Genomic DNA, 21,037 nt, shown 5'->3' with positions numbered 1-21,037 from the left:
AATTTCGTAAGTTGGCAGCCTTCATACAATAAAGCCAACCGGTTCGGCAATGACCGGAAGCGCAGTTTCAGCCCTTCCGGACGCGACTTTTTGACAGCCGACACTCTCTGCGCCCGATTTCAAAGGCGACCAGACCGCATTTGCCGGACAACGCCCCCCAGTCACGCCGCGTTTGAGGCGCCGGCAAGCCCAGCAGTGCTCAGAACCGCGTCCTGACGGCTTCGCACGATTTTGGCATCGAAACCCTCGATCTGCTCGTTGAACAACTGAAAGAAATTGAGTTCCGCCCGCAGATGCAGGAACACCCCGCCAAGCCCGATGGCGGCCCGGTCCATGAAGACGAATTCCTGCGGAACCGTCAAAGGTCCGAGCGCCTTCAGCGCCGAATGCACCCGGAACGCTTCCTTGCGGCCATATTCAGCCGCCGACACTCCGTCGGCGATCGAGCGCACCCTGTCGGTGAGAAGCGGCCCGTAGATGAAGCGGGCCCAGATGTTGAGCACCTCGATGACTTCTTTCTTGAGATCCTTGAAGCCCCAGCGCTCATAGGCCGCGACCACCCGGTCGTTGTCATCTTCGAGCAGTCCGCGATAAAGCTTGACCACGCCCTCGACAAAGGCCTCCGGGAACACCCGGATGCAGCCATAATCCAGGAGGTTGATCCCTGCCGGCGCACCTCCCTCCTCGAACACCGTGTAATTGCCGAGATGCGGATCGCCATGGATCACGCCGAAATGGCTGAAGGGATGCCACCAGGCGTGGAACATGGTGCGAGCCAGATGATTGCGGTCGTCCTGGCCGTGCTCCTTGAAATCGAGCAAGGGCCGGCCGGTCAGCCAGCCCATGGTCAGGAGCCGCCTGGTCGAGAGCTCCGCGATCACTTCGGGAACGCGGATGGCGTCGGTGTCTTTCAGGATCTGCTGATAGACTGCGATATGGGCCGCTTCGCGGGCATAATCGAGTTCCTCGCGCACCCGGGCGCTGATCTCCTTGGCGATTTCACGCGTGTCGATCGCCGGGCTCATGCGCCGGTGCAGCGAAAACAGCATTTGCAGCTGCTTCAGGTCCGCTTCGACGGCCGAGGCCATGTCAGGATACTGCAGCTTGCAGGCCAGAACCCGGCCGTCATGCCCGGTTGCCCGGTGCACCTGGCCGAGCGAGGCCGCCGCTGCGGGTTCCCTGCCGAAGGCTTCGAAGCGCTTTTGCCAGTCCGGGCCGAGTTCGGCGCGCATGCGCCGCTTGACGAAGGCCCAGCCCATCGGTGGTGCGCTCGCCTGCAGCTTCGCCAGCTCGGTCGTGTATTCGGGCGGCAGCGCATCGGGAATGGTGGACAGGAGCTGCGCCACCTTCATCAACGGCCCTTTCAGGCCGCCCAGCGCCTCGGCCAGTTCCGCCGCGTTCTTGGCATTGTCGAGCTCCATGCCGAACAGCCGTGCCCCGGCCACCTTGGCGGCGATCCCGCCCATGTTGGTGCCGACCCTGGCGTAGCGCCCCATCCGGGCGCTGAAGCGGTTGCTTTCGCGGTCTTTCGGCTCTGGCATGAACGGCGTTGCTCCCTGAAGGCACATGCTGCGGGTCCGTACCCTAGATAGGCGTTACGGCATCGAGGTCCAGTCGGTCCAGCAGCCAAAGCGCCGCAGGTCAATTGGCAAGCGCCTCGAGCGCGTCCGCCAATGCATTCCGTGTCGGTCCCAGGCCCTTATAGGCCAGTTGATCCGCGTCGAGCGCCAGCAGCTGCCGTCTGAGGCCGGCCGCAAGCGTTGCCCGGTCTTCCTGGCGCTCCAACGCGCTGAGTGGATCGTGGTGGATCTTGATCGTGAACAGGATGTCGCCGGAGCCAGGCAACCGGCGCAGGGTCTGGCGTTCCACCCGCAGGAACAGGCGTGCGAGAGCGCCGTCCTCGATCTCGACGCGGATCTGCTTGGGCTGGGGATGGTGCAGGTCGCCATCCGGATAGATCGACCAGTTGAACCGCTCCAGCAGCTGACCGGCTTTGAGATTGTCGAAGATCCGCGCCACCATCTGGCCCATGCGGCCGCCGTTGAAGCCGGGCACAGTGTCATGAATTCCGGTCATCGACTGGCCGAATTTCTCCGCCAGCGACCAGGAGGACGGAAAACACAGCGAGGCCGCCGCGAGCCGGTAGCCGTCCGGTCCGGGGCGCATCAGGACAAGATCCTCCTGCACCAGCCGGGAGGCGGTCAGAAGCGCAGGCTTTCCGGTCAAAGAAATCTGCCGGCCGCTGTCACGCAGGAGCACAGCATTGTCTGAGACAGCGTGGCTCGCGGTCTGGCAGCGCCTCAGGTGTTCCAGGACAAGTTCCAGCACCTCTTGCTGCGCCTTAGCCGTTTCCGGCTCTTCCCGGAACACGACGTCGAGACTTTCCGCAAACAGCCGCTCCTTTTCCGCCAGATGTCGGTTCAGGAACGGGTCCGGTTCCAGCCATGTCCCTTCATCGATCGGCTTGAGGCCGACGGTGAAGGGCTGGCTCGACCCGTCATAGGGCGTGTGCTGAAACGGCGGCTGCGGCATGGACCCTAGGCCTGCTCCAGCGCCTCGAGCTCGTCGATCAGGCCTTCGATCACCGACAGGCCCTTTTTCCAGAAATCCGGATCCGTCGCGCTGAGACCGAACGGGGCGAGCAGCTCGGAATGGTGCTTGGTGCCGCCAGCCTTCAATAGATCGAAATACTTGTCCTGGAAGCCAGCCTCCGCCTCCTCGTAGACCGCGTATAGCGAATTCACCAGACAGTCGCCGAAGGCATAGGCATAGACATAGAAGGGCGAGTGGATGAAATGCGGAATATAGGTCCAGAAGGTTTCATAGCCCTCGCTCAGCTTGATTGCCGGGCCAAGGCTTTCCTCCTGGACGGAGAGCCACAATTCGCCGATCTTGTCCGCTGTCAGCTCGCCGTTGCGGCGCTCGGTGTGGACCTTGCGCTCGAATGTGTAGAAGGCGATCTGCCGGACCACCGTGTTGATCATGTCCTCGGCCTTGGAGGCGAGCATGATCTTGCGCCGCTGCGGATTGTCGGCCTTGGCCAGCATCGACTTGAAGGTCAGCATTTCGCCGAAGACACTCGCGGTTTCGGCGAGCGTCAGCGGCGTCGGTGCCATCAGCGCCCCGTTCGGAGCCGCCAGAACCTGGTGCACGCCGTGGCCGAGTTCATGCGCGAGCGTCATCACGTCCCGGGTCTTGCCCTGGTAGTTGACCAGAACATAAGGGTGCGCGCTCGGCACGGTCGGATGGGCAAAGGCGCCCGGCGCCTTGCCGGAACGGGCGGGTGCATCGATCCAGCCCTTGTCGAAGAACCGGCCGGCAATCTCGGCCATGTCGGGCGAAAAGGTGCTGTACGCCGAAAGCACCGTGTCCTTGGCCTCGTCCCAGGGGATCACCCGCGTGTCGGCGTCCGGCAGCGGCGCGTTCCGGTCCCAGGTGTTCAGCTGGTCCATGCCGAGCCATTTGGCCTTGAGCTTGTAATAGCGGTGCGACAGGCGCGGATAGGCGTCGCGCACGGCCGCCACCAGGGCATCGACCACCTCGCGCTCGACACGGTTGGCCAGGTGCCGGCTGTCGGCGATATCGGAAAAGTTCCGCCAGCGGTCGGAGATTTCCTTGTCCTTCGCCAGCGTGTTGGTGATCAGGGTGAAGGTTCTGAGGTTGTCCTGAAACGTCCTGGTCAGCGCCTCGGACGCCTTTCGGCGCGTCTCCGGCGAGGCATCGACCAGGAGATTGAGCGTCGGCTCGATCGACAGCTGCTCACCGTCGACATCGAAGGTGAGCGAGGCCATGGTTTCGTCGAACAGGCGGTTCCAGGCGCCAGCGCCCGTGACCGACTTCTCGTGAAACAGCTGCTCGACCCGGTCTTCCAGCTGATAGGGCTTGCCTTTCCTCAGATCCTCGATCCAGGGCCGGTAATGGCCGAACTGCGGATCCTGAAGCGCCGCTTCCACGATGGCATCGTCGATCTTGTTCAGCTCCAGCGTGAAGAACAGCAGATGCGAGCTGGCGGTTGTGATCTGTTCCTGGACATCGCCATAAAATTTCTGCGATTCGGGCCGGATGGTGTTTTCCGCATAGACCAGTCCGGCAAAGGAAATCAGCCGCCCCATGAGGTCTTCCAGATCTTCATAGGCCCGAACAGCGGTCACCAGCGCCGGGACATTGTTTTCGGCGAGATCCGCAAGGCGGCCCTTGTAGGAAGCCTCGAAGGTCTTCGACCGGTCCAGAATTTCCTTCAGATCGGCGGCGACTTCCGGTGCGTCGACGGCCGGATATAGATCGGTGAGGTCCCATTCCGGCAGGTTGCCGAGCGCGGCGGATCCGGAAGACTGAGGGGCAAAAACGGGATTCGGCATGGAAATGTTCTTCTCTGATCACCTGGAACCGGAACAAAACCGGTCTGTCTACGACTTTATGAATTAGTAGGCCGGGGAGCCGCGGACCCGCAATCTGTCTGTGAAAACTTTTTTGTCCCGGCCTGGACAATTTGTTTACTCAATTGCGACCAGAATGGCTCGAAACGAGACAATTCGGGACGAGCGAAGCGAACCATGCAGGCACTCAGCGGCAAGATTCTCATTGTTGACGACGATCCGATCCAGCGCAGGCTGCTCCAGGAGGCGGTCAAGAAGTTCGGATACCGCTCGAAAACCGCCGAGAACGGCGCGGAAGCCGTACGCATCATGACCGGGCCGGAAGCCGGTGAAATCGATCTCATCATTCTCGACATGGTCATGCCGGAACTGGACGGCCTCGGCGTCCTGGAAAGGCTGCGCGGTGACAAGATCGCAACGCCCGTGATCGTGCAGACCGCCCATGGCGGCATCGACACGGTCGTCAATGTGATGAATGCCGGCGCTCAGGATTTTGTGGTCAAGCCGGTTGCCCCGGAACGGCTGAACGTCTCGATCCGCAATCTCTTGAAGACCTCGGCGCTCGAAGGCGAGATCACGCGCATCCGCAGCAAGGCCTCCGGTACGCTGACCTTCAACGATATCATCACCCATTCCGCGGCGATGGAACGGGTCATCAATCTGGGCAAACGTGCCGCCGCCTCCAACATCCCCATTCTGATCGAGGGGGAGAGCGGTGTCGGCAAGGAAATGATCGCCAGCGCCATTCAGGGCTCCAGCGACCGCAAGTCCAAGCCAATGGTCACCGTCAACTGTGGCGCGATCCCCGACAATCTCGTCGAATCGATCCTGTTCGGCCATGAGAAAGGCGCCTTTACCGGCGCGGTCGACAAGCATGTCGGCAAGTTCCAGGAAGCCAATGGCGGCACGCTGTTTCTCGACGAAGTCGGCGAATTGCCGCAGGAAGTTCAGGTCAAGCTGCTGAGAGCGCTCCAAGAAAGCGAAATCGACCCGATCGGTGCCCGCCGCCCGGTCAAGGTGGATTTCCGCCTGATCTCGGCGACCAACCGGCGCCTGATCGACCAGGTCAAGGAAGGCGTGTTCCGTGAGGATCTCTATTACCGCCTGAATGTGTTCCCGATCTGGATCCCGCCACTGCGCGACCGTCGAGAGGATATTCCCGCGCTCACCCGCCATTTCCTGGCACGCTTTGCCGCGGAGGAAGGCAAGCCGAAGGTCGCCGGCGTGACCACCGACACGCTGGCCATGCTGCAGGACTACCATTGGCCCGGAAACATTCGGCAGCTCGAAAACGCCGTCTTCCGTGCGGTGGTGCTGTGCGACGGACCGCAATTGACCATCCATGATTTTCCGCAGATTGCCGCGGCAACCGATCAGCCGGCCGTTCCGGTTGCGGCCCCGGCGCCCCCTGTGGCAGGCAGCGCGCCTCAGGAAGCCGTGGCACCGGCCCCTGCCGCCGTGGCGGGTTTGGCCGAGCCGATGGCCGCCGCGCCTGCGGGTTTTGAGCAGTCCGCGCCCTTCGGCTTCATGCGCAACATGGATCAGGAAGGTCATATCCGCAAACTCACCGATATCGAGGAAGAGTTGATCCGGGCTGCAATCAACCATTATTCCGGCCGGATGACGGAGGTCGCCAAGCGGCTCGGAATCGGACGCTCCACGCTTTACCGCAAGCTCAAGGAGTACGGCCTGGAAGACGGCAGCAAGGAAGACGCGGCCTGAAACGGGCCTTGTGAGTGTTCACTGTCCTGACGTTTTCGAGCCTCAACAGTCTCAACACGGCCGGAGCCATTGGCACGGCCGTGTTTTTGCCGTTCGAATTGAGGCAGATCATGGCGGAAAAGCTGGAATCCGACGATATTTTGACGCATTCTCCGGTTATCCAGCGCGCACGGAGAAATTTGCTCTGAAGACCTTGCGGCGTTGCAGTTCTGCCACGATTATCAAGCAAGTGAAATTAGGGTAAAAACTTCTTAACTAGAAGCGACTAAGGTTTGTTTCCTGCTGGGGAGCACGGGATGGGCGAAAGCCCTCGGAAACGGCGAGATAGAGATTGCGTAAACGGTTAGTTGATTTCGACGCCGTCGGAAGGCTGAAACGTGCGGCAACAGCGATTTGCGCACTTGCGATCGGCTGTGTCTGCCTGAGTGCAGCTGCACAGGCCGAGACCCGCACGCTCAAGCTTTACAACACCCACACCAAGGAACGCGTGTCCATCACGTTCAAGAAAAATGGACGCTACATTCCCGAAGGTCTGCGCGAGGCCAACCGCTTCCTGCGCGACTGGCGACGCAACGAAATCATCAAGATGGATCCCGAGCTGTTTGATCTTGTCTGGGAAGTCTACCAGAAGGTCGGGGCGCGGCAGCCCATCCATGTTGTGTCCAGCTATCGCTCGCCGGCAACCAACAACATGCTGCGCAAACGCTCGCGCGGCGTTGCCAAGAACAGCCAGCACACGCTCGGCAAGGCGATGGATTTCTATATACCGGGTGTGAACCTGGCCACGCTCCGTGCGACAGGTCTTCGCAAGCAGGTCGGCGGTGTCGGTTATTATCCCCGTTCCGGCTCGCCATTCGTGCATATGGATACAGGCCGCGTCCGCCACTGGCCGAAGATGAGCCGCTCCGAACTGGCAAAAGTTTTCCCGGATGGCAAGACGCTGCACATTCCTTCCGACGGCAAGCCACTCAGCGGCTATAAGGTCGCGCTTGCCCAGAGTAAGTCCGGTTCGTCCCGCAACACGTCCCGGCCGACGATCGTCTCCTCGAACAGCCGGTCCACAGCGCTGAACACACGTGACCAGAGCCTGACCCGCCCCGGCAAGCCGATACCGGTCGCCGCGCCGGCGGAGGCAAAACCGTCCGGCGGCGGCAATCTCTTCGCCAGCCTGTTTGGCGGCGGGAATGCGAAAGACACCGAGACCCGGCGCCCCGGCGCTGTCGGCACCCAGCCACCGGCGAACGTGACCGCCGAGGCCGCGCCGCTCTTCGAGAGCCCGCCGCCCGTGCCCGGCCGAAAAATTATCGAGACCGACCCCGTGGCACCAGCCAGCGAGCCGATTGCGGTTGCCAGCGCAGAACCTGTGTTGAAACCGCGGACCGAACCGCCGGCTCTTGTTGCAAGTGCGGCACCGCCGCCGGCAGCAAACACGCTTGACGCCCAGCGGGTTGCGCTTGAATCCGGTCAGCCGGCTCTGCCGAACCAGACCCTGGACAGCCGGTTCCAGGTGGCGCGCGCACCTGCCCACAAACCCAACACCGGTCTGAGCGCCGCCGCGCAGGAAGCCGCGGCAACGCTTGGCCAATCGGGCTCCATACCGGTTCCGGCAAGCGCTCCGACGGATGACCCGGTCGCCGCCATTGCCGCGGCAACGGGCACTGCCGTGCCCTCACCGACACCGGCCCCGCGTCCGGAGACAACGCTCGCCTATGCGTCCGCAACCGCGACGCCACCGAGCCTGAACCGGTCGCTGCGTCCGTCGCTCAGCGCGGAGCAGCCCGCACCGGCAGCTCGTCCCGGCAGCGCAGCGGCAGCCGTTGCCCAGAAAACGCGCGCCTCCGTTTCGGGCCGCATCCCGCGTGACCAGATTGTCGATCCGCTCGCCGGCTTCGCGAGCCTGCCGGACAAGTCGGCACCGGCGCTGCTTTCCGGCGCAGGCACCACACGACATCAGGCCTTTGCCTGGCTGAGCCACCCCAATCAGCGCGCTCTGACGAATGTCATGGCGCCGGGCAACCGGTTCGTGTCGGCGAGCTTCGACACAACGCCCTATAGCGGCCTGCGCACGGACAGGTTCGACGGCGGCCCGGCCGTGGTCGTCCTGCCGGTTCGCTTCGCGCGCTAAAAGTTGTTGCCACGACAAACAAAAAAGAGCGGCCCCTGAGCCGCTCTTTTGCGTTTTATGCCGGTGCCACGCCTGTGGCTCAGCTTTCCGGCGCTGCCGCTCCGGCCATGCCAAGCGCGTGCATGTAGAGGTCCAGAACCGCCTCTTCCTCTTCACGCTCATGCGGCTGTTTTTTGCGCAGGCTGACGACCTTGCGCAGGATCTTCACGTCGTAGCCGTTGCCCTTGGCCTCCGCGTAGACATCCTTGATGTCGTCCGCGATGACTTTCTTTTCTTCTTCTAGGCGCTCGATGCGCTCCACGAATGCCCGCAGCTGATCGGCTGCCACTCCACCCGGATCGGACATGTATTCAAGATCTCCTTGTTGTTTCTTCTTTGCAGTCGGATAGCGCGGGCCCGCCCGGGAGCCGCGCTTAAGGGAATTCAGAACAGCTCGGTGCCGTGCCAGACTCGACGGGAGCCGTCAAGCAACCGCCTGATCAAATCCGCCGCCTTTTCAGTGCTGCGGCTTGTTTTTCTCAAAAGCGGCCTTCTGGTCGGCGGTCGCTTCCGTCTGATATTTGGCTTTCCAGTCGTCATAAGGCATGCCGTAGACGATTTCGCGGGCGTCCGCCTTATCGAGCGGCAGCCCCTTTTCCGCAGCCGCGTCCTGATACCAGTTGGACAGGCAGTTCCGGCAGAAGCCGGCGAGGTTCATCATGTCGATGTTCTGAACATCGGTCCGGCCGCGCAAATGGTCTACCAGGCGCCGGAACACGGCCGCCTCCAGTTCCAGCTTCGTCTGTTCATCCATGACCAATAGGTCCTCTTATCTGTCGCCTCATCACCGCGGGCGCTCATTCCGGGTCGCTGCGGGATTTGAACCGCTGAATACGCCGGCAATCCAGGTTGCTGGCAATGTCTTTCAGGATCGGCTCCAGCCGGTCCGCCCATTCCAGCGCGCCCCGCTCATCGGCGATCAGGTCCTGGCGCAGTTCAAGCAGAACATGCGCCAATCCACGGCTGGTGGCGTGCCGGTACATTGTGTCGTTTTTGAGAGCCCCGTCATAGGGTTCGTTGTCGCCCACAACAAGATCGTCCTGCGCTCTCAGACCGTCCAGCATCGGCCGGACGGCACGCGGGTCGCTGTCCCAAAGCACGGTGACATGCCAGGGCCGCGGCACGCCGCGCCAGACCGGCGTGAAACTGTGAATGGAAATGATCACGGGCGGCGGCGCCTTGGCGATCATGACGTCAAGCGTCCGGTCGATCAGCTCATGATAGGGCTTGTGGAAGGTATCGACCCTATAGGCCCGCTCCGCCGCATCCACGCGTGCATTGCCGGGCACGACCGCCCCATCGGACAGGCGCATGACCAGGGTCGGATCGTCTTCGCCGCGGTTGGGGTCGATGAGCAAACGCGAATAGGTCGTCAGGCAGGCCGGCGCCTTCAGACGTTTCGCGAGTTCCGTGGTCACCGCGCGCGCGCCGATGTCATAGCCAATGTGGCGTTCGAACTGCTCGGCGGGAACGCCGAGGTCGCCATAGCCCGGGGGAACCGTATTGCGGGCATGGTCGCACAACAGCAGGAGACCGGTGTCCGTATCTCCGGGGATGTATTCAGTTGGCTGAAAAGCCACGCCGGTTTCGGCAGCAGTTTTTATCATCTCGTCTTCGTGGAAATTCGCGCGGCAGACAATGTGCAGGCGGTCAGGTTTACGTCAATCGGCAATCGGAACCAAGAGCCAATTCATCCTCCCGCGTTGGAATGGGAACAGTTTTTCCGCTCCGGGAAAAAAGATCGCCGAAGGCAGGCAGGTATTTTTGCCAAGGGCGGCACAACGCTGTATACGCTTTATTGACAGCGAAAAACACTGAAGCGCGGCTCGGCCATGATCCCGCCCCATTTCTGGCGACATAGGGATAGGGGCCGCGTTTGGGCGACGATCATAGCGGTTTGGGAAACAAGTTTGGGCGAAAGCTTCCGGATCCTGTTAACGACGTTGACAAGTTCCCCTTGTCCACGCAAAAAGCAAATGTCTGTGAAGCAGCAAAGTGAACGACTGCATATGTTTAAGGTTGGGGAACGGTACCAGGGCGGGTCTCGGGCACGTATGAGCGCGCCTACGAAAACCGTCTGTGCCGGTGCCCTTGCCCTGCTGCTTCTTTCCGCCATCAGCGATGAGGCAAAAGCCGATCTGCGTCTGTGCAACAAGACGGACAGTCAGGTCGGGGTTGCCATCGGTTACAAGGACAAGACCGACTGGGTGACCGAAGGCTGGTGGAACCTCGCATCCAACTCGTGCGAGACGCTCGTGCCAGGCTCACTGGTGTCACGGTACTATTACATCTACGCAGTTGATTATGACCAATTCGGCGAATGGGGTGGCCGGGCCTTCATGTGCACCCGTGAAAAAGAATTCACCATTCGCGGAATTGAAGACTGTGTGGCTCGCGGATTTGAGCGGACAGGCTTCTTTGAAATCGACACGGGCGAGCAGAGCAGCTGGACGGTCCAGCTGACCGAACCCGTGCAACAGGGGACAGGTGGGCGATGAGGCGTAACCGACGAGTCAAGATACTGGCAACTCTCGGACCCTCCTCCTCAGAACAAGACATCATCGAAAAACTGTATTGCTCAGGTGCGGATGTGTTCCGCATCAACATGAGCCATACAGATCATGATCGTCTGAAGATGCTCGTTAGCCGCATCCGTTCTGTTGAGGAGAAACTTGGGCGGCCGATTGGCATTCTTGCCGATCTGCAGGGACCGAAACTGCGTGTGGGCACCTTTGCCGACGGTCCGGTGATGCTGGAGAACGGCGCGACCTTCACGCTTGATGCCGACACATCCGGCGGCAACGTCAACCGGGTACACCTGCCGCATCCCGAAATTCTTCAGGCGCTGGAACCCGGTCATCGGCTGCTGCTCGATGACGGCAAGGTCCAGCTGAAGGTCGTCAAGGCCAGCGCCACCAAGGCGGTCACGGAAGTGGTCGTCGGCGGAAAGCTCTCCGACCGCAAGGGCGTCAGCGTCCCTGACAGTGAAATCAAGACCAGCGCAATGACCGAGAAGGACCACAAGGACCTGATCGCGGCGCTCGACCAGAATGTCGACTGGGTGGCCCTGTCCTTCGTGCAGCGTCCGGACGATATTGCCGAAGTGCGCAAGATCACCCGCGGCCGCGCCGGCGTTCTGGCCAAGATCGAAAAGCCGCAGGCCATCGGCCGGCTGGACGAGATCATCGAACTTTCCGACGCCATCATGGTTGCCCGCGGCGATCTGGGCGTTGAACTGCCGCTGGAACAGGTTCCAGGCCTGCAGAAGCGCATCACCCGTGCCTGCCGCCGCGCCGGCAAACCGGTGGTGATCGCCACGCAGATGCTGGAATCGATGATCACCGCACCGGTGCCGACCCGCGCCGAGGTGTCCGATGTGGCCACCGCCGTCTTTGAAGGCGCCGACGCAGTGATGCTGTCCGCCGAATCTGCCGCTGGCGACTTTCCGATCGAGGCTGTCGCCACGATGGACAAGATTGCCCAGCAGGTTGAGCAGGACAGCAACTACCGCAACATCATTTACGCCCAGCGGACCGAGCCCGAGGCAACCGGTGCCGACGCGATCTCCGCCGCCGCGCGCCAGATCGCCGAAACGCTCAATCTGGCCGCCGTCGTCTGCTACACCACGTCTGGAGCCACCGGCCTGAGAGCGTCCCGTGAACGGCCGGCTTCCCCTGTGATCGTTCTGTCGCCGGTTCTGGCAACCGCGCGCCGCCTGTCCCTCGGCTGGGGCCTGCACTGTGTCGTCAGTGAGGATGCCGCCAACGAGGAAGACATGATCGACCGCGCCTGCCGCATTTCCTTCACTGAGGATTTCGCCAAGCCGGGCCAGCGCATCATCGTCACCGCAGGCGTGCCCTTCGGCACCCCCGGCTCCACCAACATGTTGCGGATTGCCTTTGTCGGCAATGACGGCCAGGGCGGCATTTGAAGATCTAATCGGTTGAACTAATCGATTGAAGAAAGGCGGCCGCGGGGCCGCCTTTTTTATGCCGGCTGCAGGGTCTCCGGCGCGCCTTTGGACAGGCCATCAGCCTCTTTGGCCGTTACCCGCGTCACAAGCCTGTCCAGGGCGGCGCAGATATCCGTTGTGTGCGTGTGGTGGGGCATGTGACCGGCCAGGTCCAGCAGGAGCGTTTCCACGTCCGGAAGGTCGCGGATCAATCCCTCGCAATGGATCGACGGCCAGACCACCGTGTCCTCCGTTCCTGTGACCACCAGCGCCGGCTGGCTCAGCTCGACATAGCGGGCGGCCTGCGTGCGCACCGCTTCCTTGACGCTGCAGATCTGCTCGGCATTCGCCCGAAAACTGTGCGGCCGGAACAGAAGCGGCAGCCGGATGGCGCCAGCATAGTCCGGCACGGCAGGATCGGGATGAAACACATTGCGCATCATCGCCGGTGCCAATCGTTCGCCCACCGGCAACGTCAGCGTCCAGACAAACAGCCAGCCGATGACCGGCAGCGCAGCGAGCGAATAGTACCAGTTGACGCCGCCCGGCCAGACATGGGTGACAGGCGCCAGAAAGGCCAGGCCCTTGACCCGCTCCGGCGCGGCAAGCCCAAGAGCCGTGGTTACGGATCCGGCCAGGGAATGCCCGACCACCACCGCCGTTTCGATCTCCAGCTCATCCAAAAGCCCGGCAATCAGATGCGCCTGCCCGGCCGGCGGCACGTGCTCATCCCGGCCGCGCTCGGAGAATCCCAGGCCGGGCCGGTCGACAAAAAGCACCGGGCTGCGTCCGCGATAGATCGCCTCGAAGGCCAGGCGCGTGTCATAAGCGCTGCCGCTGGCACCGTGCAGAAACACCAGAACGGGGTCTGACTGCTTCTGGGTCGGCACCCGATGGTAGTGATAATGCAGCCGAACCCCGTCAACAGTTGCAAAAGCGCCATCCGGCGCCAAACTGCGGGCCATCAGCCGGGTTCGGACAAGTGAATAGAGGGCGAGTAAGAGCACCAGCGCCAAGACGCAAACAACAATCCAGATCATAGGGCGGACATAGCATTGCCCTGGCGGCGATCAAGTGCACTGCCTGCTGGTATGTGCAAGAAAATGGAAATCAGGTCGGTTCGCCTTCGGCGTCCTTTTCCAGGTCCTCGATCGCCTTGGTGGCGTTTTCAAGACCGGGATTGACCTCCAGGGCACGTTTGAAGGTTTTCAGCGCGTCGTTCTTTAAGCCAAGACGGCGCTGAATGATCGCAAGGCCTGACAGAGCCCCCCAATGACGCGGCTCCAGCGCCAGCGTGCGCTCGATATCGACGAGCGACTTACCAAAATCCTCGCGCATGTAATGAACGGTGGCGCGCCGGTTCCAGCCCTCGGCAAAGGACGGCTTCAGGATCACGACGACATCCAGAAGATCGAGCGCCAGCCCGTGATCCTCGGCCTGGATGGCCTTGCCCGCCCGCGACATCAGGACGTCCACAGTGGGGCTGCCGGATTCCATCCACATGATCTGGATATCCCGCGCGATGCGCTCGGCCGCCTTAGGGGTCTCTGCCTCAGCGAGCCCGGCGAAAAGGTCATCCAGTCGGTCTTCCTCTTCGTCCGGGTCGCTTTCCTCCACGACGACCTGCCCCCCCTCTTCCGGCAGGTCCTCCGGCAGGGGATTGAAGTCCTCGGCAGATGGCGGCTCGGCTTCCGGGCCGAGATCCGGCACGGGCTGCGCGCCCGCGACAGCCGGGCAGAGAATGAAAAGAAGGGCAAACACAAAAATCCGCATGCAGCGATTATGGGTCGCTGCATGCGGCGGTCAATCCGGGAATTTGACACATCTTCGTGCGCCGGTCCTGCAAAGTTGAAAAAGCTCCACGAAGAAGCGGGCTAACCGCTTCTCAATGCGAGCGTTTTCAGTCTGCAGCCAACCTTTGGCGCAGCAACAGGATCAACCCTGGCGTGCTTTGAAACGCGGGTTTTTCTTGTTGATGATGTAGACGCGGCCTTTACGGCGAACCATGCGGTTGTCGCGGTGGCGGGTCATCAGCGCTTTAAGCGAATTCTTGATCTTCATGTCACTGTCCCCCTTGAGGGCCCTGCTTCTTTAAACCAAATGAGCGCCAAAGGCGCTCACATTCGATGGATCGTCCTGGAAGCAGCGGCAACAGATGCGCCTGTCTTCAGATCAATCCGCGCTGCCTGAAACCAACAACCAGCGCAATAATGGTGGGCGTGACAGGGATTGAACCTGTGACCCCTTCGATGTCAACGAAGTGCTCTCCCGCTGAGCTACACGCCCGAATTTCTCGGTAGTCCGGCGCCCCAACGCCGTGGTGGAGTGCGATATAACGGGGAACGGCAAACTGTGCAACCCCCCTTTTTCATCGAACCGTCAAAAATTCCCCAGTCCGTTCCGCCACCCCAACGGGCCCCTTGGTCAGGTCCGCTTTCGCGCGGCCTCAGGCCGCCAGCATCCGCTCCACTTCCTGCACCAGATCCTTCAAATGGAACGGCTTGGACAGGACCTTGGCATCCTTGGGCGCGTCCGATTCCGGATTGAGGGCAACGGCGGCAAAGCCGGTGATGAACATCACCTTGAGATCCGGATCGAGTTCCGTCGCCCGGCGTGCCAGTTCGATCCCGTCCATTTCCGGCATCACGATATCCGTCAGCAGCAAAGAGAACGGTTCCTCACGCAGCCGCTCATAGGCGCTTTTGCCATTGTCGAACGACACGACGTCGTATCCGGCATTTTCCAGCGCCTTCGCCAGGAAGCGGCGCATGTCATTATCATCTTCGGCAAGCAGGATACGCGGCATTGTTATCGACCATTTCCCTTTTGTTTGGTGACGGTACGTTCTTGTTGCCGGTTATAGCTCGAATTCCACAGAATGATAGGGAGAATTGGTTCTCCTGAGGTTTTGATGGCGCCACTGTGGACTGCGTGTTGATTCCTTGGCACCATAGGCAATCAGCCGAACCGGGCGACAAACGGGAACCATAATTTGACGGACGATCAGAAGCCTTCCTCGCACGCCGCCTTTGAAGCCGATTTCAACGGCTTGCCGGCTTTCGACGTTCTATGCCCCGCCGATCAGCGGGTTCCGTTCGTTTTCAACTCTCCCCATTCCGGTCGTCAGTATTCCAGGACTTTTCTCGCCTCGTCCCGCCTGGACGAACGGGCCATCCGGCGTTCGGAAGACGCTTACGTGGATGATCTGTTCGCTCATGTCGTCCCGCTTGGCGCGCCCTTGCTCAGGGCCCATTTCCCCAGGGCCTATCTGGATGTGAACCGCGAGCCCTATGAGCTCGACCCCAAGATGTTCGACGGCCGGCTGCCGACCTACGCCAATATCCGCTCGATCCGGGTGGCCGGCGGGCTTGGCACCGTGGCGCGGATCGTCAGCGAGAATCACGAGATCTACCGGCATAAGCTTCCCGTGGAAGAGGCTCTCAACCGGGTCGAGGAAATCTACAAACCGTATCATTCGACGCTGCGCCGCCTGCTCGCCCAGACGCATGTCACCTTCGGTCACGCGGTGCTGATCGACTGCCACTCGATGCCTTCCAGCGTCAAATGCCAGACAACCGACACACGGCCCGATTTCATCCTCGGCGACCGCTACGGCACCAGCTGCAGCAGCGACCTGACAGATTTCGCCTGTTCCGTTCTGAAGGACATGGGCTACAGCGTCAGCCGCAACAAACCCTATGCCGGCGGTTTCATCACCGAACATTACGGCCGCCCGGCCAGCGGCCTGCACGCCCTGCAGATCGAAATCAACCGGGGCCTCTATTTGGACGAGACCACCCAGGAGCCGTCCGCCGGCTTCGGCGATCTCTTCCACAATCTGCGCAATTTTGCGCGCGAACTGACCTCCATGCCCGACGCGGCCCTTCCGGCCGATTCCATCGCAGCGGAATAAAAAAAAGGCCGCGCTCAAGAATGAGGCGGCCCGAGTCTAGGGAGGAAACGCCCAAGGAGGGCGATGCGACACAACGTATCGCACCGCAATAAAATCGCATTGCACCGCACAAAGGTCAAGCCGTCAGCGGTCCTCAAACTGAACAAAGTATGAGCAGTTAGTCAGGTTTTGCCGATCCTTTTTTTTGCAGAACGGGTTATACAGGCGGCGATTCGAGATTGACCGTTTGCGGGCGGCATGCCGCCCGGTGGAGGATATTGATGTCGCAGCCTGTTTTCAGCTCCCACGCATTTGCCCCTTTCCTGGACCGGCTCGCCGATGCCGCAAGCCACGCGATCATGCCGCATTTCCGGCAGGGATTTGACATCGACAACAAGTGGGAGACCGGCTTCGATCCTGTGACTGTCGCCGACAAAAACGGCGAGACCGCCATGCGCGAGCTGATCAACAGCGCCCATCCGGAGCACGGCATTCTGGGAGAGGAGCACGGACCTGAAAATCTTGATGCCGAACATGTCTGGGTGCTGGACCCGATCGACGGTACCCGCGCCTTCATCACCGGCTTGCCGACCTGGGGCACGCTGATCGGCCTCAGCACAGACGGCAAACCCAGCCTCGGCATGATGGTCCAACCCTATATCGGCGAACGGTTCGGCGGCGATTGCTCCACGGCCTGGTATCGCGGTCCACTCGGCACCAATCAGATCCGGACAAGATCGTGCGCCCAATTGGAAGAAGCGACCATCTTCACCACGACACCAGCCCTCTTCAACGACGCGGAGCGGCCCGCCTATGACCGGGTCGAAGCCAAGGTGCAACTGTCCCGTTACGGTACGGATTGTTATGCCTATTGCATGGTCGCCGCCGGGCACGGCGATGCCGTGATCGAGGCGGGCCTGCAGGCCTATGACATCGTCGCCCTGGTGCCGATCATCGAGGGAGCGGGCGGTGTCGTGACCACCTGGACCGGCGGCGCGCCGTCCGAGGGCGGCCAGATCGTCGCCTCGGGCGATCCCCGGCTGCACGACATCATCTTGAGAGAACTGGCAAAGGGCTGACGCGCTTACCGCAGGCCTATTGCGCCTGCGCGCGCAGCAGGTCCTGTTCGACCTCGTAGCCGGGCACAAACGCGTCGAAGGCGGCCCAGAACTGATCCCGGTAAACGTCCTGCTCCGTCATCAGCTCATGGGCAGCGCCTGCGATTTCCACATAGGCTGCGGCCTTTGTCCGTGAAACGAAATCCTCGATCATCGGCGTCGACACGATCCGGTCGTCGCCGGCGGCCAGAACCAGGCAGGGCAGTTTGATCTTCGGTCCGGCCTCCCGGCGCCGCAAGGGCATCACCGTCCGGCCGACGGCGGCAAGCCAGCCCAATGTCGGCGAACCGATTCCAAGCTCCGGCGCTTTTGCCAGCACCTTGTTGAAGCGTTCGAAGCGGACCCGGTCCGACGTCTGACGGTTCTTTTCAAATGAAACGAACAGTTTGCCGTTACCGCCCGGAACATAGAGCCGGCCAAGGCCGATCAGCGAGAACAGCCGTGCCAGCGGAAACGCAACCCGGTCGATCAGCCAGGACGTCTTCGGTGCCTGGGCCCTGAGCCTGCGCCGGCCGAGCAGTCCGAGGCTCAGGATCCGCAACAAGCCCCGTCCCTTTCCCTGAAGCGTGGGGGGTAAGGCATTTGACGACAATCCGAGCAGCGGCGAGGTGAGCACCGCCCTGTCGAGCATGGTGCGCAGCCGGTCGGTGTCGGACAGGAGCACCAGGGCGCCTGTGGAATGGGCCAGGGCAAAATGCGGTCCGGGATAAGTGGCCAGCGAGACTTCCCTCAGAACCGTTCTGAGATCGATCCGGAATTTCTTGAAACTGGAGACATGGCCGCGTCTCGGATTGCGGGTCAGGCGCTGCGAGCCGCCCTGGCCGCGCCAGTCGAAGGTGACGACTGCGAAACCGCGACCGCGCAGATCCTCGATCACCTCGAAATATTTTTCGATGAATTCAGCGCGGCCCTGCAGCAAGGTCACGGTGCCCTTGCGCGGCACCGGGCCGGCCGGCCAATGGGCGTAGCGGATCTTCTTGCGGTCCGGCGTCACGACGAAACCGCACCGGGCACCTTCCGGCACCGGATTGTCCGGAAGATCGATCAGCGCGGCAGGCGCGCTGTCTTGCGTGGTTTGTTTCCGTTTCTTGGCCAATCGGATACCTGTTTTCCTCAAGACGACTTCTGGTCGGCCCCGATCTTATATCATCTTGAAGCAGAATAACTTACAGGCAAATTGTCCTGTGCCTCTGCCGTGCACTGCCCACAAAAAGTCTGGCCGGCCTCCCGGGGAAGCCGACCATGAAAAACCGAACAGGCGAGAGATCAATACCAGGGACCATGCCAGCCGCCGTTCCAGCCGCCGTTCCAGCCGCCATTCCAACCGCCGTGCCGACCACCACGATGACCGATCGGATGGCTGCGCACGATCTGCGCGTTACGGCTGTCGACCACCAGGCGGAATTTCTGACCGCCCCAGGCACGCGCCTTGACGATGAACATCGGGCCGCGGCGGTCGAGAATGCGGATCTTGTGATAGCCGCGGTGACGCAGGCTGCGTCGGATCTGCTTCGGACCCATGGCGTGGTGCCGGCCACCATGTCTACCGTCCCAGTTCTGGTGACCGTGGCCACGGCGATGGTCGACCTTGACGACCAGCTCCGAAGCCGGCGTCTGCAGTTTCAGGTTCGAAGCCTGCGGCGCGGCGGAGGCAGTGGTGGCGAAACCGACGGAGGCCAGCAGAATGACGCCGGCGATCGGGGCGGACAATTTCGAAACTTTGTTGAGCATCTTGGTCTCTCCTGTCTGTTCCGCCAGCGCCGTGCTGACGTTGGAGAGACATTGCCCCGGACCACTTGAACGCAACCGGAAGGCGCCGTTCATGTGGCGTTCATTTTTTGAATTGCCGGCCCGCAAGGCCCTCTTGAAATGAAAAAACGGAATTCCCAAATCTCAGGATGCAGGCGCCAATGATGGGTCTGCACCGCTATCCTGTCCCGCCAGACCGGGGGACGCCGGAACGCACAAAACAGTGAAGTATCAGTTGCTCAAAGAGAGGACAGACATATGCGTCACTTCGACTTTTCTCCGCTTTACCGCTCCACCGTCGGTTTTGACCGGCTTTTCTCGATGCTGGATTCCGCCGGCAGCGAAGCCCCGAGCTATCCCCCCTACAACATCGAGCGCACGGGCGAAAACGCCTACCGCATCACCATGGCCGTTGCCGGTTTCACCGATGACGAGCTGAGCGTAGAAGCCAAGGAACACGTGCTCACCATCAAGGGTGAGAAGGCTGAAGAAGATGCCGGCCGCGAGGTTCTGTACCGCGGCATCGCCGCGCGCACCTTCGAACGCCGCTTCCAGATCGCCGAACATGTCCGTGTGGAAGGCGCGAGCCTTGAAAACGGCCTGCTTCATGTCGATCTCGTCCGGGAAATCCCGGAAGCCATGAAACCGCGGAAGATCGAAATCACCAGCGGCGGCACCAAACAGATCGAAACGACGGCGCACTAAACGCCGAACACCGCGACTGCGGTTGACGACTACAGGGTGCCTGGGCAACCAGGCGCCCTTTTGATGTTGGCTTGCTGCGCACCGATTGGACATCCATAGACGGTGCAACGAACAGAAGTGTCACCCCGGACGACCGAAGGGAGATCCGGGGCCTACTCGGTTCCAGAGCGCCGATGCTTATATAAGCGGGTCAGCGAGTGGGTCCCGGTCTACACTGCGCTCCGTCCGGGATGACACCGGGGATGACGTAATTCCCGTATCAATATGGAAATTCAAACCGTCCCGGCGAGCACCTTCAGGAACGCATCGACATCCTGATCCGGTGTGGCGAAGCTGCAGACCATGCGGAAGCAGACTTCGTCCTCGGCGGGGGCGTGATCCGGTTCCAGATCCTTGGCCGGCCATTCATAAATCATCGCGCCGGCGGCCTGCAGGGCATTGAACTGGCTGCGTTTCAGGATCGGAAACAGCTCATTGGCTTCGACCGGCCAGGCCGTCCGGCCGCCAGCTTCGCGGATACCCTCGGCAAGCCGGGTCGCCATGCCGTTGGCATGGGTCGCTGTTTCAAGCCAGTTGCCGTCCTCGAAATAGCCTTCGAGCTGGGCGGCGACGAACCGGCTTTTTGAGAAGAGGTGCCCGCCGCGTTTTCGGAAATACTCGAAGCCCCTGGCCGCTTCCGGATCGAAAAACACCACCGCTTCGGCGCACCAGCAGCCGTTTTTGGTCGCGCCGAAGGAGAGCACGTCGACACCGGATTTCCAGGTCATTTCGGCCGGCGTACAGCCGAGCGTCGCCAGAGCATTGGCGAAACGGGCGCCGTCCATGTGCAGCGGCACGGAGCGGGCCGTGCAGACTTCCTTGAGGGCCGCAATTTCGTCGAGCGAATAGACGGTGCCGCTTTCCGTTGCCTGGCTGATCGAGACCGTCGCCACCTGACCGTGATGGACAACACCGTCCGGAAAAGCCGCCATGGCCTTTGTGAGGCCGTCCGGCGTGATTTTGCCGTTGGCGCCGGCAACGCTCACCAGCTTGCCGCCGGCCGTCATGAATTCCGGGCAATTGCATTCATCCACCTGGATGTGCGAATCGCGGTGGCAGAAGATGGCACCGCCCGGCTTCGCGTAGGCCGCCAGCGACAGCGCATTCGCCGCCGTGCCGGTCGCCACGAAATAGACGGTCACCTCGCGTTCGAAGATCTCGTTGAAGGTCTCGGCGACGGCCGCGGTCAGCGGATCCGTGCCATAGGCCGGCGAAAAGCCGGTATTATGGCGGGTCAGCGCCGACATCACCGCCGGAGCCGCACCCGCCCAGTTGTCACTGGCAAAATTCATGATCCGGTTTAAGCAGTTGGCGCGAAAC

At 61.6% G+C, this 21,037-nt stretch carries 21 protein-coding genes and 1 tRNA gene; 8 read left to right on the top strand and 14 right to left on the bottom strand.

All coding sequences use genetic code 11. The annotated features are described in order from the left end of the window. Positions 1-161: 161 nt before the first annotated feature. The 3 genes from M0H32_RS13160 to M0H32_RS13150 form a co-directional block, all read right to left on the bottom strand. Positions 162-1,541 (bottom strand): ABC1 kinase family protein, encoded by a 1,380-nt coding sequence (locus tag M0H32_RS13160; RefSeq protein ID WP_248154662.1) that lies wholly within the window; start codon positions 1,539-1,541, stop codon positions 162-164. 100 nt (positions 1,542-1,641) lie between these two features. Then, entirely contained in the window at positions 1,642-2,532 is an 891-nt protein-coding gene (locus M0H32_RS13155) for a heme-dependent oxidative N-demethylase family protein (protein ID WP_248154660.1), read from the bottom strand. 5 nt (positions 2,533-2,537) lie between these two features. Next, on the bottom strand, positions 2,538-4,358 hold the full coding sequence (locus M0H32_RS13150; RefSeq protein WP_248154658.1) for a M3 family oligoendopeptidase: 1,821 nt from the start codon (positions 4,356-4,358) through the stop codon (positions 2,538-2,540). A gap of 195 nt (positions 4,359-4,553) precedes the next feature. On the opposite strand from M0H32_RS13150, the gene M0H32_RS13145 reads away from it, so the two are divergent. Both M0H32_RS13145 and mepK read left to right on the top strand, forming a co-directional pair. Next, positions 4,554-6,098 (top strand): sigma-54-dependent transcriptional regulator, encoded by a 1,545-nt coding sequence (locus M0H32_RS13145; protein WP_248154656.1) that lies wholly within the window; start codon positions 4,554-4,556, stop codon positions 6,096-6,098. A gap of 391 nt (positions 6,099-6,489) precedes the next feature. Beyond that, on the top strand, positions 6,490-8,223 hold the full coding sequence (gene mepK / locus M0H32_RS13140; RefSeq protein WP_425607319.1) for a peptidoglycan L,D-endopeptidase MepK: 1,734 nt from the start codon (positions 6,490-6,492) through the stop codon (positions 8,221-8,223). 79 nt (positions 8,224-8,302) lie between these two features. Here the strand turns inward: mepK and M0H32_RS13135 are convergent, their stop codons facing one another. From M0H32_RS13135 to M0H32_RS13125, 3 genes are all read right to left on the bottom strand, one after another. Continuing rightward, positions 8,303-8,569, bottom strand: coding sequence for a DUF2312 domain-containing protein (locus M0H32_RS13135; RefSeq protein WP_248154652.1), 267 nt, complete (start codon positions 8,567-8,569; stop codon positions 8,303-8,305). Between the two features lie 150 nt (positions 8,570-8,719). Beyond that, positions 8,720-9,016, bottom strand: coding sequence for a DUF1244 domain-containing protein (locus tag M0H32_RS13130; protein WP_248154650.1), 297 nt, complete (start codon positions 9,014-9,016; stop codon positions 8,720-8,722). A 43-nt stretch (positions 9,017-9,059) separates the two neighbouring features. After that, a complete protein-coding gene (locus M0H32_RS13125) occupies positions 9,060-9,869 on the bottom strand; it encodes an N-formylglutamate amidohydrolase (protein ID WP_248154648.1) in 810 nt (269 codons plus the stop codon). On the opposite strand from M0H32_RS13125, the gene M0H32_RS13120 reads away from it, so the two are divergent. The 3 genes from M0H32_RS13120 (at position 9,774) to pyk (ending at position 12,193) form a co-directional block, all read left to right on the top strand. Next, positions 9,774-10,064 carry a hypothetical protein gene (locus M0H32_RS13120; protein WP_248154950.1) on the top strand — a complete coding sequence of 97 codons (291 nt, stop codon included), beginning with the start codon at positions 9,774-9,776 and terminating at the stop codon, positions 10,062-10,064. The two genes, M0H32_RS13125 and M0H32_RS13120, sit on opposite strands and share 96 nt — an antisense overlap. A 252-nt stretch (positions 10,065-10,316) precedes the next feature. Next, on the top strand, positions 10,317-10,760 hold the full coding sequence (locus M0H32_RS13115) for a DUF1036 domain-containing protein (RefSeq protein WP_248154646.1): 444 nt from the start codon (positions 10,317-10,319) through the stop codon (positions 10,758-10,760). After that, the gene (gene pyk / locus M0H32_RS13110) at positions 10,757-12,193 is read left to right on the top strand and encodes a pyruvate kinase (protein ID WP_248154644.1); all 1,437 of its coding nucleotides are present in this window, start codon (positions 10,757-10,759) and stop codon (positions 12,191-12,193) included. The genes M0H32_RS13115 and pyk overlap by 4 nt, the downstream gene beginning before the upstream one ends. 56 nt (positions 12,194-12,249) lie before the next feature. On the opposite strand, the gene M0H32_RS13105 is transcribed toward pyk, so the two are convergent. The 5 genes from M0H32_RS13105 to cpdR all read right to left on the bottom strand — a co-directional run bounded on the left by M0H32_RS13105 (position 12,250) and on the right by cpdR (position 15,020). Continuing rightward, positions 12,250-13,179: an alpha/beta fold hydrolase gene (locus M0H32_RS13105; RefSeq protein ID WP_248154642.1), complete on the bottom strand. Its 930-nt coding sequence runs from the start codon at positions 13,177-13,179 to the stop codon at positions 12,250-12,252. Positions 13,180-13,324: 145 nt separating this feature from the next. Next, positions 13,325-13,975: a tetratricopeptide repeat protein gene (locus M0H32_RS13100; RefSeq protein WP_248154640.1), complete on the bottom strand. Its 651-nt coding sequence runs from the start codon at positions 13,973-13,975 to the stop codon at positions 13,325-13,327. Positions 13,976-14,149: 174 nt separating this feature from the next. After that, entirely contained in the window at positions 14,150-14,275 is a 126-nt protein-coding gene (ykgO, locus tag M0H32_RS13095; RefSeq protein ID WP_006932207.1) for a type B 50S ribosomal protein L36, read from the bottom strand. Between the two features lie 150 nt (positions 14,276-14,425). Then, positions 14,426-14,500, bottom strand: a tRNA-Val gene (locus tag M0H32_RS13090). A 160-nt stretch (positions 14,501-14,660) separates the two neighbouring features. Then, a complete protein-coding gene (gene cpdR / locus M0H32_RS13085) occupies positions 14,661-15,020 on the bottom strand; it encodes a cell cycle two-component system response regulator CpdR (protein ID WP_068409675.1) in 360 nt (119 codons plus the stop codon). A 243-nt stretch (positions 15,021-15,263) separates the two neighbouring features. Between cpdR and M0H32_RS13080 the strand changes: the two genes are divergently transcribed. Together M0H32_RS13080 and hisN are read left to right on the top strand one after the other, a co-directional pair. Then, positions 15,264-16,127, top strand: coding sequence for an N-formylglutamate amidohydrolase (locus tag M0H32_RS13080; RefSeq protein ID WP_248154942.1), 864 nt, complete (start codon positions 15,264-15,266; stop codon positions 16,125-16,127). Positions 16,128-16,387: 260 nt separating this feature from the next. Then, positions 16,388-17,185, top strand: coding sequence for a histidinol-phosphatase (hisN, locus tag M0H32_RS13075; RefSeq protein ID WP_248154638.1), 798 nt, complete (start codon positions 16,388-16,390; stop codon positions 17,183-17,185). Positions 17,186-17,201: 16 nt separating this feature from the next. Here hisN and M0H32_RS13070 read toward each other — a convergent pair whose 3' ends face one another. Then, the gene (locus tag M0H32_RS13070; RefSeq protein ID WP_248154636.1) at positions 17,202-18,320 is read right to left on the bottom strand and encodes an alpha/beta fold hydrolase; all 1,119 of its coding nucleotides are present in this window, start codon (positions 18,318-18,320) and stop codon (positions 17,202-17,204) included. 170 nt (positions 18,321-18,490) lie between these two features. Further along, positions 18,491-18,955: a hypothetical protein gene (locus tag M0H32_RS13065; protein WP_248154634.1), complete on the bottom strand. Its 465-nt coding sequence runs from the start codon at positions 18,953-18,955 to the stop codon at positions 18,491-18,493. Positions 18,956-19,231: 276 nt separating this feature from the next. On the opposite strand from M0H32_RS13065, the gene M0H32_RS13060 reads away from it, so the two are divergent. Further along, positions 19,232-19,678: an Hsp20 family protein gene (locus M0H32_RS13060; RefSeq protein WP_248154632.1), complete on the top strand. Its 447-nt coding sequence runs from the start codon at positions 19,232-19,234 to the stop codon at positions 19,676-19,678. Positions 19,679-19,950: 272 nt separating this feature from the next. On the opposite strand, the gene M0H32_RS13055 is transcribed toward M0H32_RS13060, so the two are convergent. Further along, the gene (locus M0H32_RS13055) at positions 19,951-21,009 is read right to left on the bottom strand and encodes a threonine aldolase family protein (RefSeq protein ID WP_248154630.1); all 1,059 of its coding nucleotides are present in this window, start codon (positions 21,007-21,009) and stop codon (positions 19,951-19,953) included. Between the last annotated feature and the right edge of the window lie 28 nt (positions 21,010-21,037).

Origin of the sequence: Roseibium sediminicola (genome assembly GCF_023156505.1) — a bacterium.
GTDB lineage: Bacteria > Pseudomonadota > Alphaproteobacteria > Rhizobiales > Stappiaceae > Roseibium > Roseibium sediminicola.
This window is presented reverse-complemented; position numbering and strand designations above follow the sequence as displayed.

Coding starts and splice junctions, on each gene's coding strand:
- M0H32_RS13160 (WP_248154662.1), bottom strand. CDS start 1,541: ATGCCAGAGCCGAAAGACCGCGAAAGCAACCGCTTCAGCGCCCGGATG.
- M0H32_RS13155 (WP_248154660.1), bottom strand. CDS start 2,532: ATGCCGCAGCCGCCGTTTCAGCACACGCCCTATGACGGGTCGAGCCAG.
- M0H32_RS13150 (WP_248154658.1), bottom strand. CDS start 4,358: ATGCCGAATCCCGTTTTTGCCCCTCAGTCTTCCGGATCCGCCGCGCTC.
- M0H32_RS13145 (WP_248154656.1), top strand. CDS start 4,554: ATGCAGGCACTCAGCGGCAAGATTCTCATTGTTGACGACGATCCGATC.
- M0H32_RS13135 (WP_248154652.1), bottom strand. CDS start 8,569: ATGTCCGATCCGGGTGGAGTGGCAGCCGATCAGCTGCGGGCATTCGTG.
- M0H32_RS13130 (WP_248154650.1), bottom strand. CDS start 9,016: ATGGATGAACAGACGAAGCTGGAACTGGAGGCGGCCGTGTTCCGGCGC.
- M0H32_RS13120 (WP_248154950.1), top strand. CDS start 9,774: ATGGTCGCACAACAGCAGGAGACCGGTGTCCGTATCTCCGGGGATGTA.
- M0H32_RS13125 (WP_248154648.1), bottom strand. CDS start 9,869: ATGATAAAAACTGCTGCCGAAACCGGCGTGGCTTTTCAGCCAACTGAA.
- M0H32_RS13115 (WP_248154646.1), top strand. CDS start 10,317: ATGAGCGCGCCTACGAAAACCGTCTGTGCCGGTGCCCTTGCCCTGCTG.
- pyk (WP_248154644.1), top strand. CDS start 10,757: ATGAGGCGTAACCGACGAGTCAAGATACTGGCAACTCTCGGACCCTCC.
- M0H32_RS13105 (WP_248154642.1), bottom strand. CDS start 13,179: ATGGCCCGCAGTTTGGCGCCGGATGGCGCTTTTGCAACTGTTGACGGG.
- ykgO (WP_006932207.1), bottom strand. CDS start 14,275: ATGAAGATCAAGAATTCGCTTAAAGCGCTGATGACCCGCCACCGCGAC.
- cpdR (WP_068409675.1), bottom strand. CDS start 15,020: ATGCCGCGTATCCTGCTTGCCGAAGATGATAATGACATGCGCCGCTTC.
- hisN (WP_248154638.1), top strand. CDS start 16,388: ATGTCGCAGCCTGTTTTCAGCTCCCACGCATTTGCCCCTTTCCTGGAC.
- M0H32_RS13065 (WP_248154634.1), bottom strand. CDS start 18,955: ATGCTCAACAAAGTTTCGAAATTGTCCGCCCCGATCGCCGGCGTCATT.
- M0H32_RS13060 (WP_248154632.1), top strand. CDS start 19,232: ATGCGTCACTTCGACTTTTCTCCGCTTTACCGCTCCACCGTCGGTTTT.
- M0H32_RS13055 (WP_248154630.1), bottom strand. CDS start 21,009: ATGAATTTTGCCAGTGACAACTGGGCGGGTGCGGCTCCGGCGGTGATG.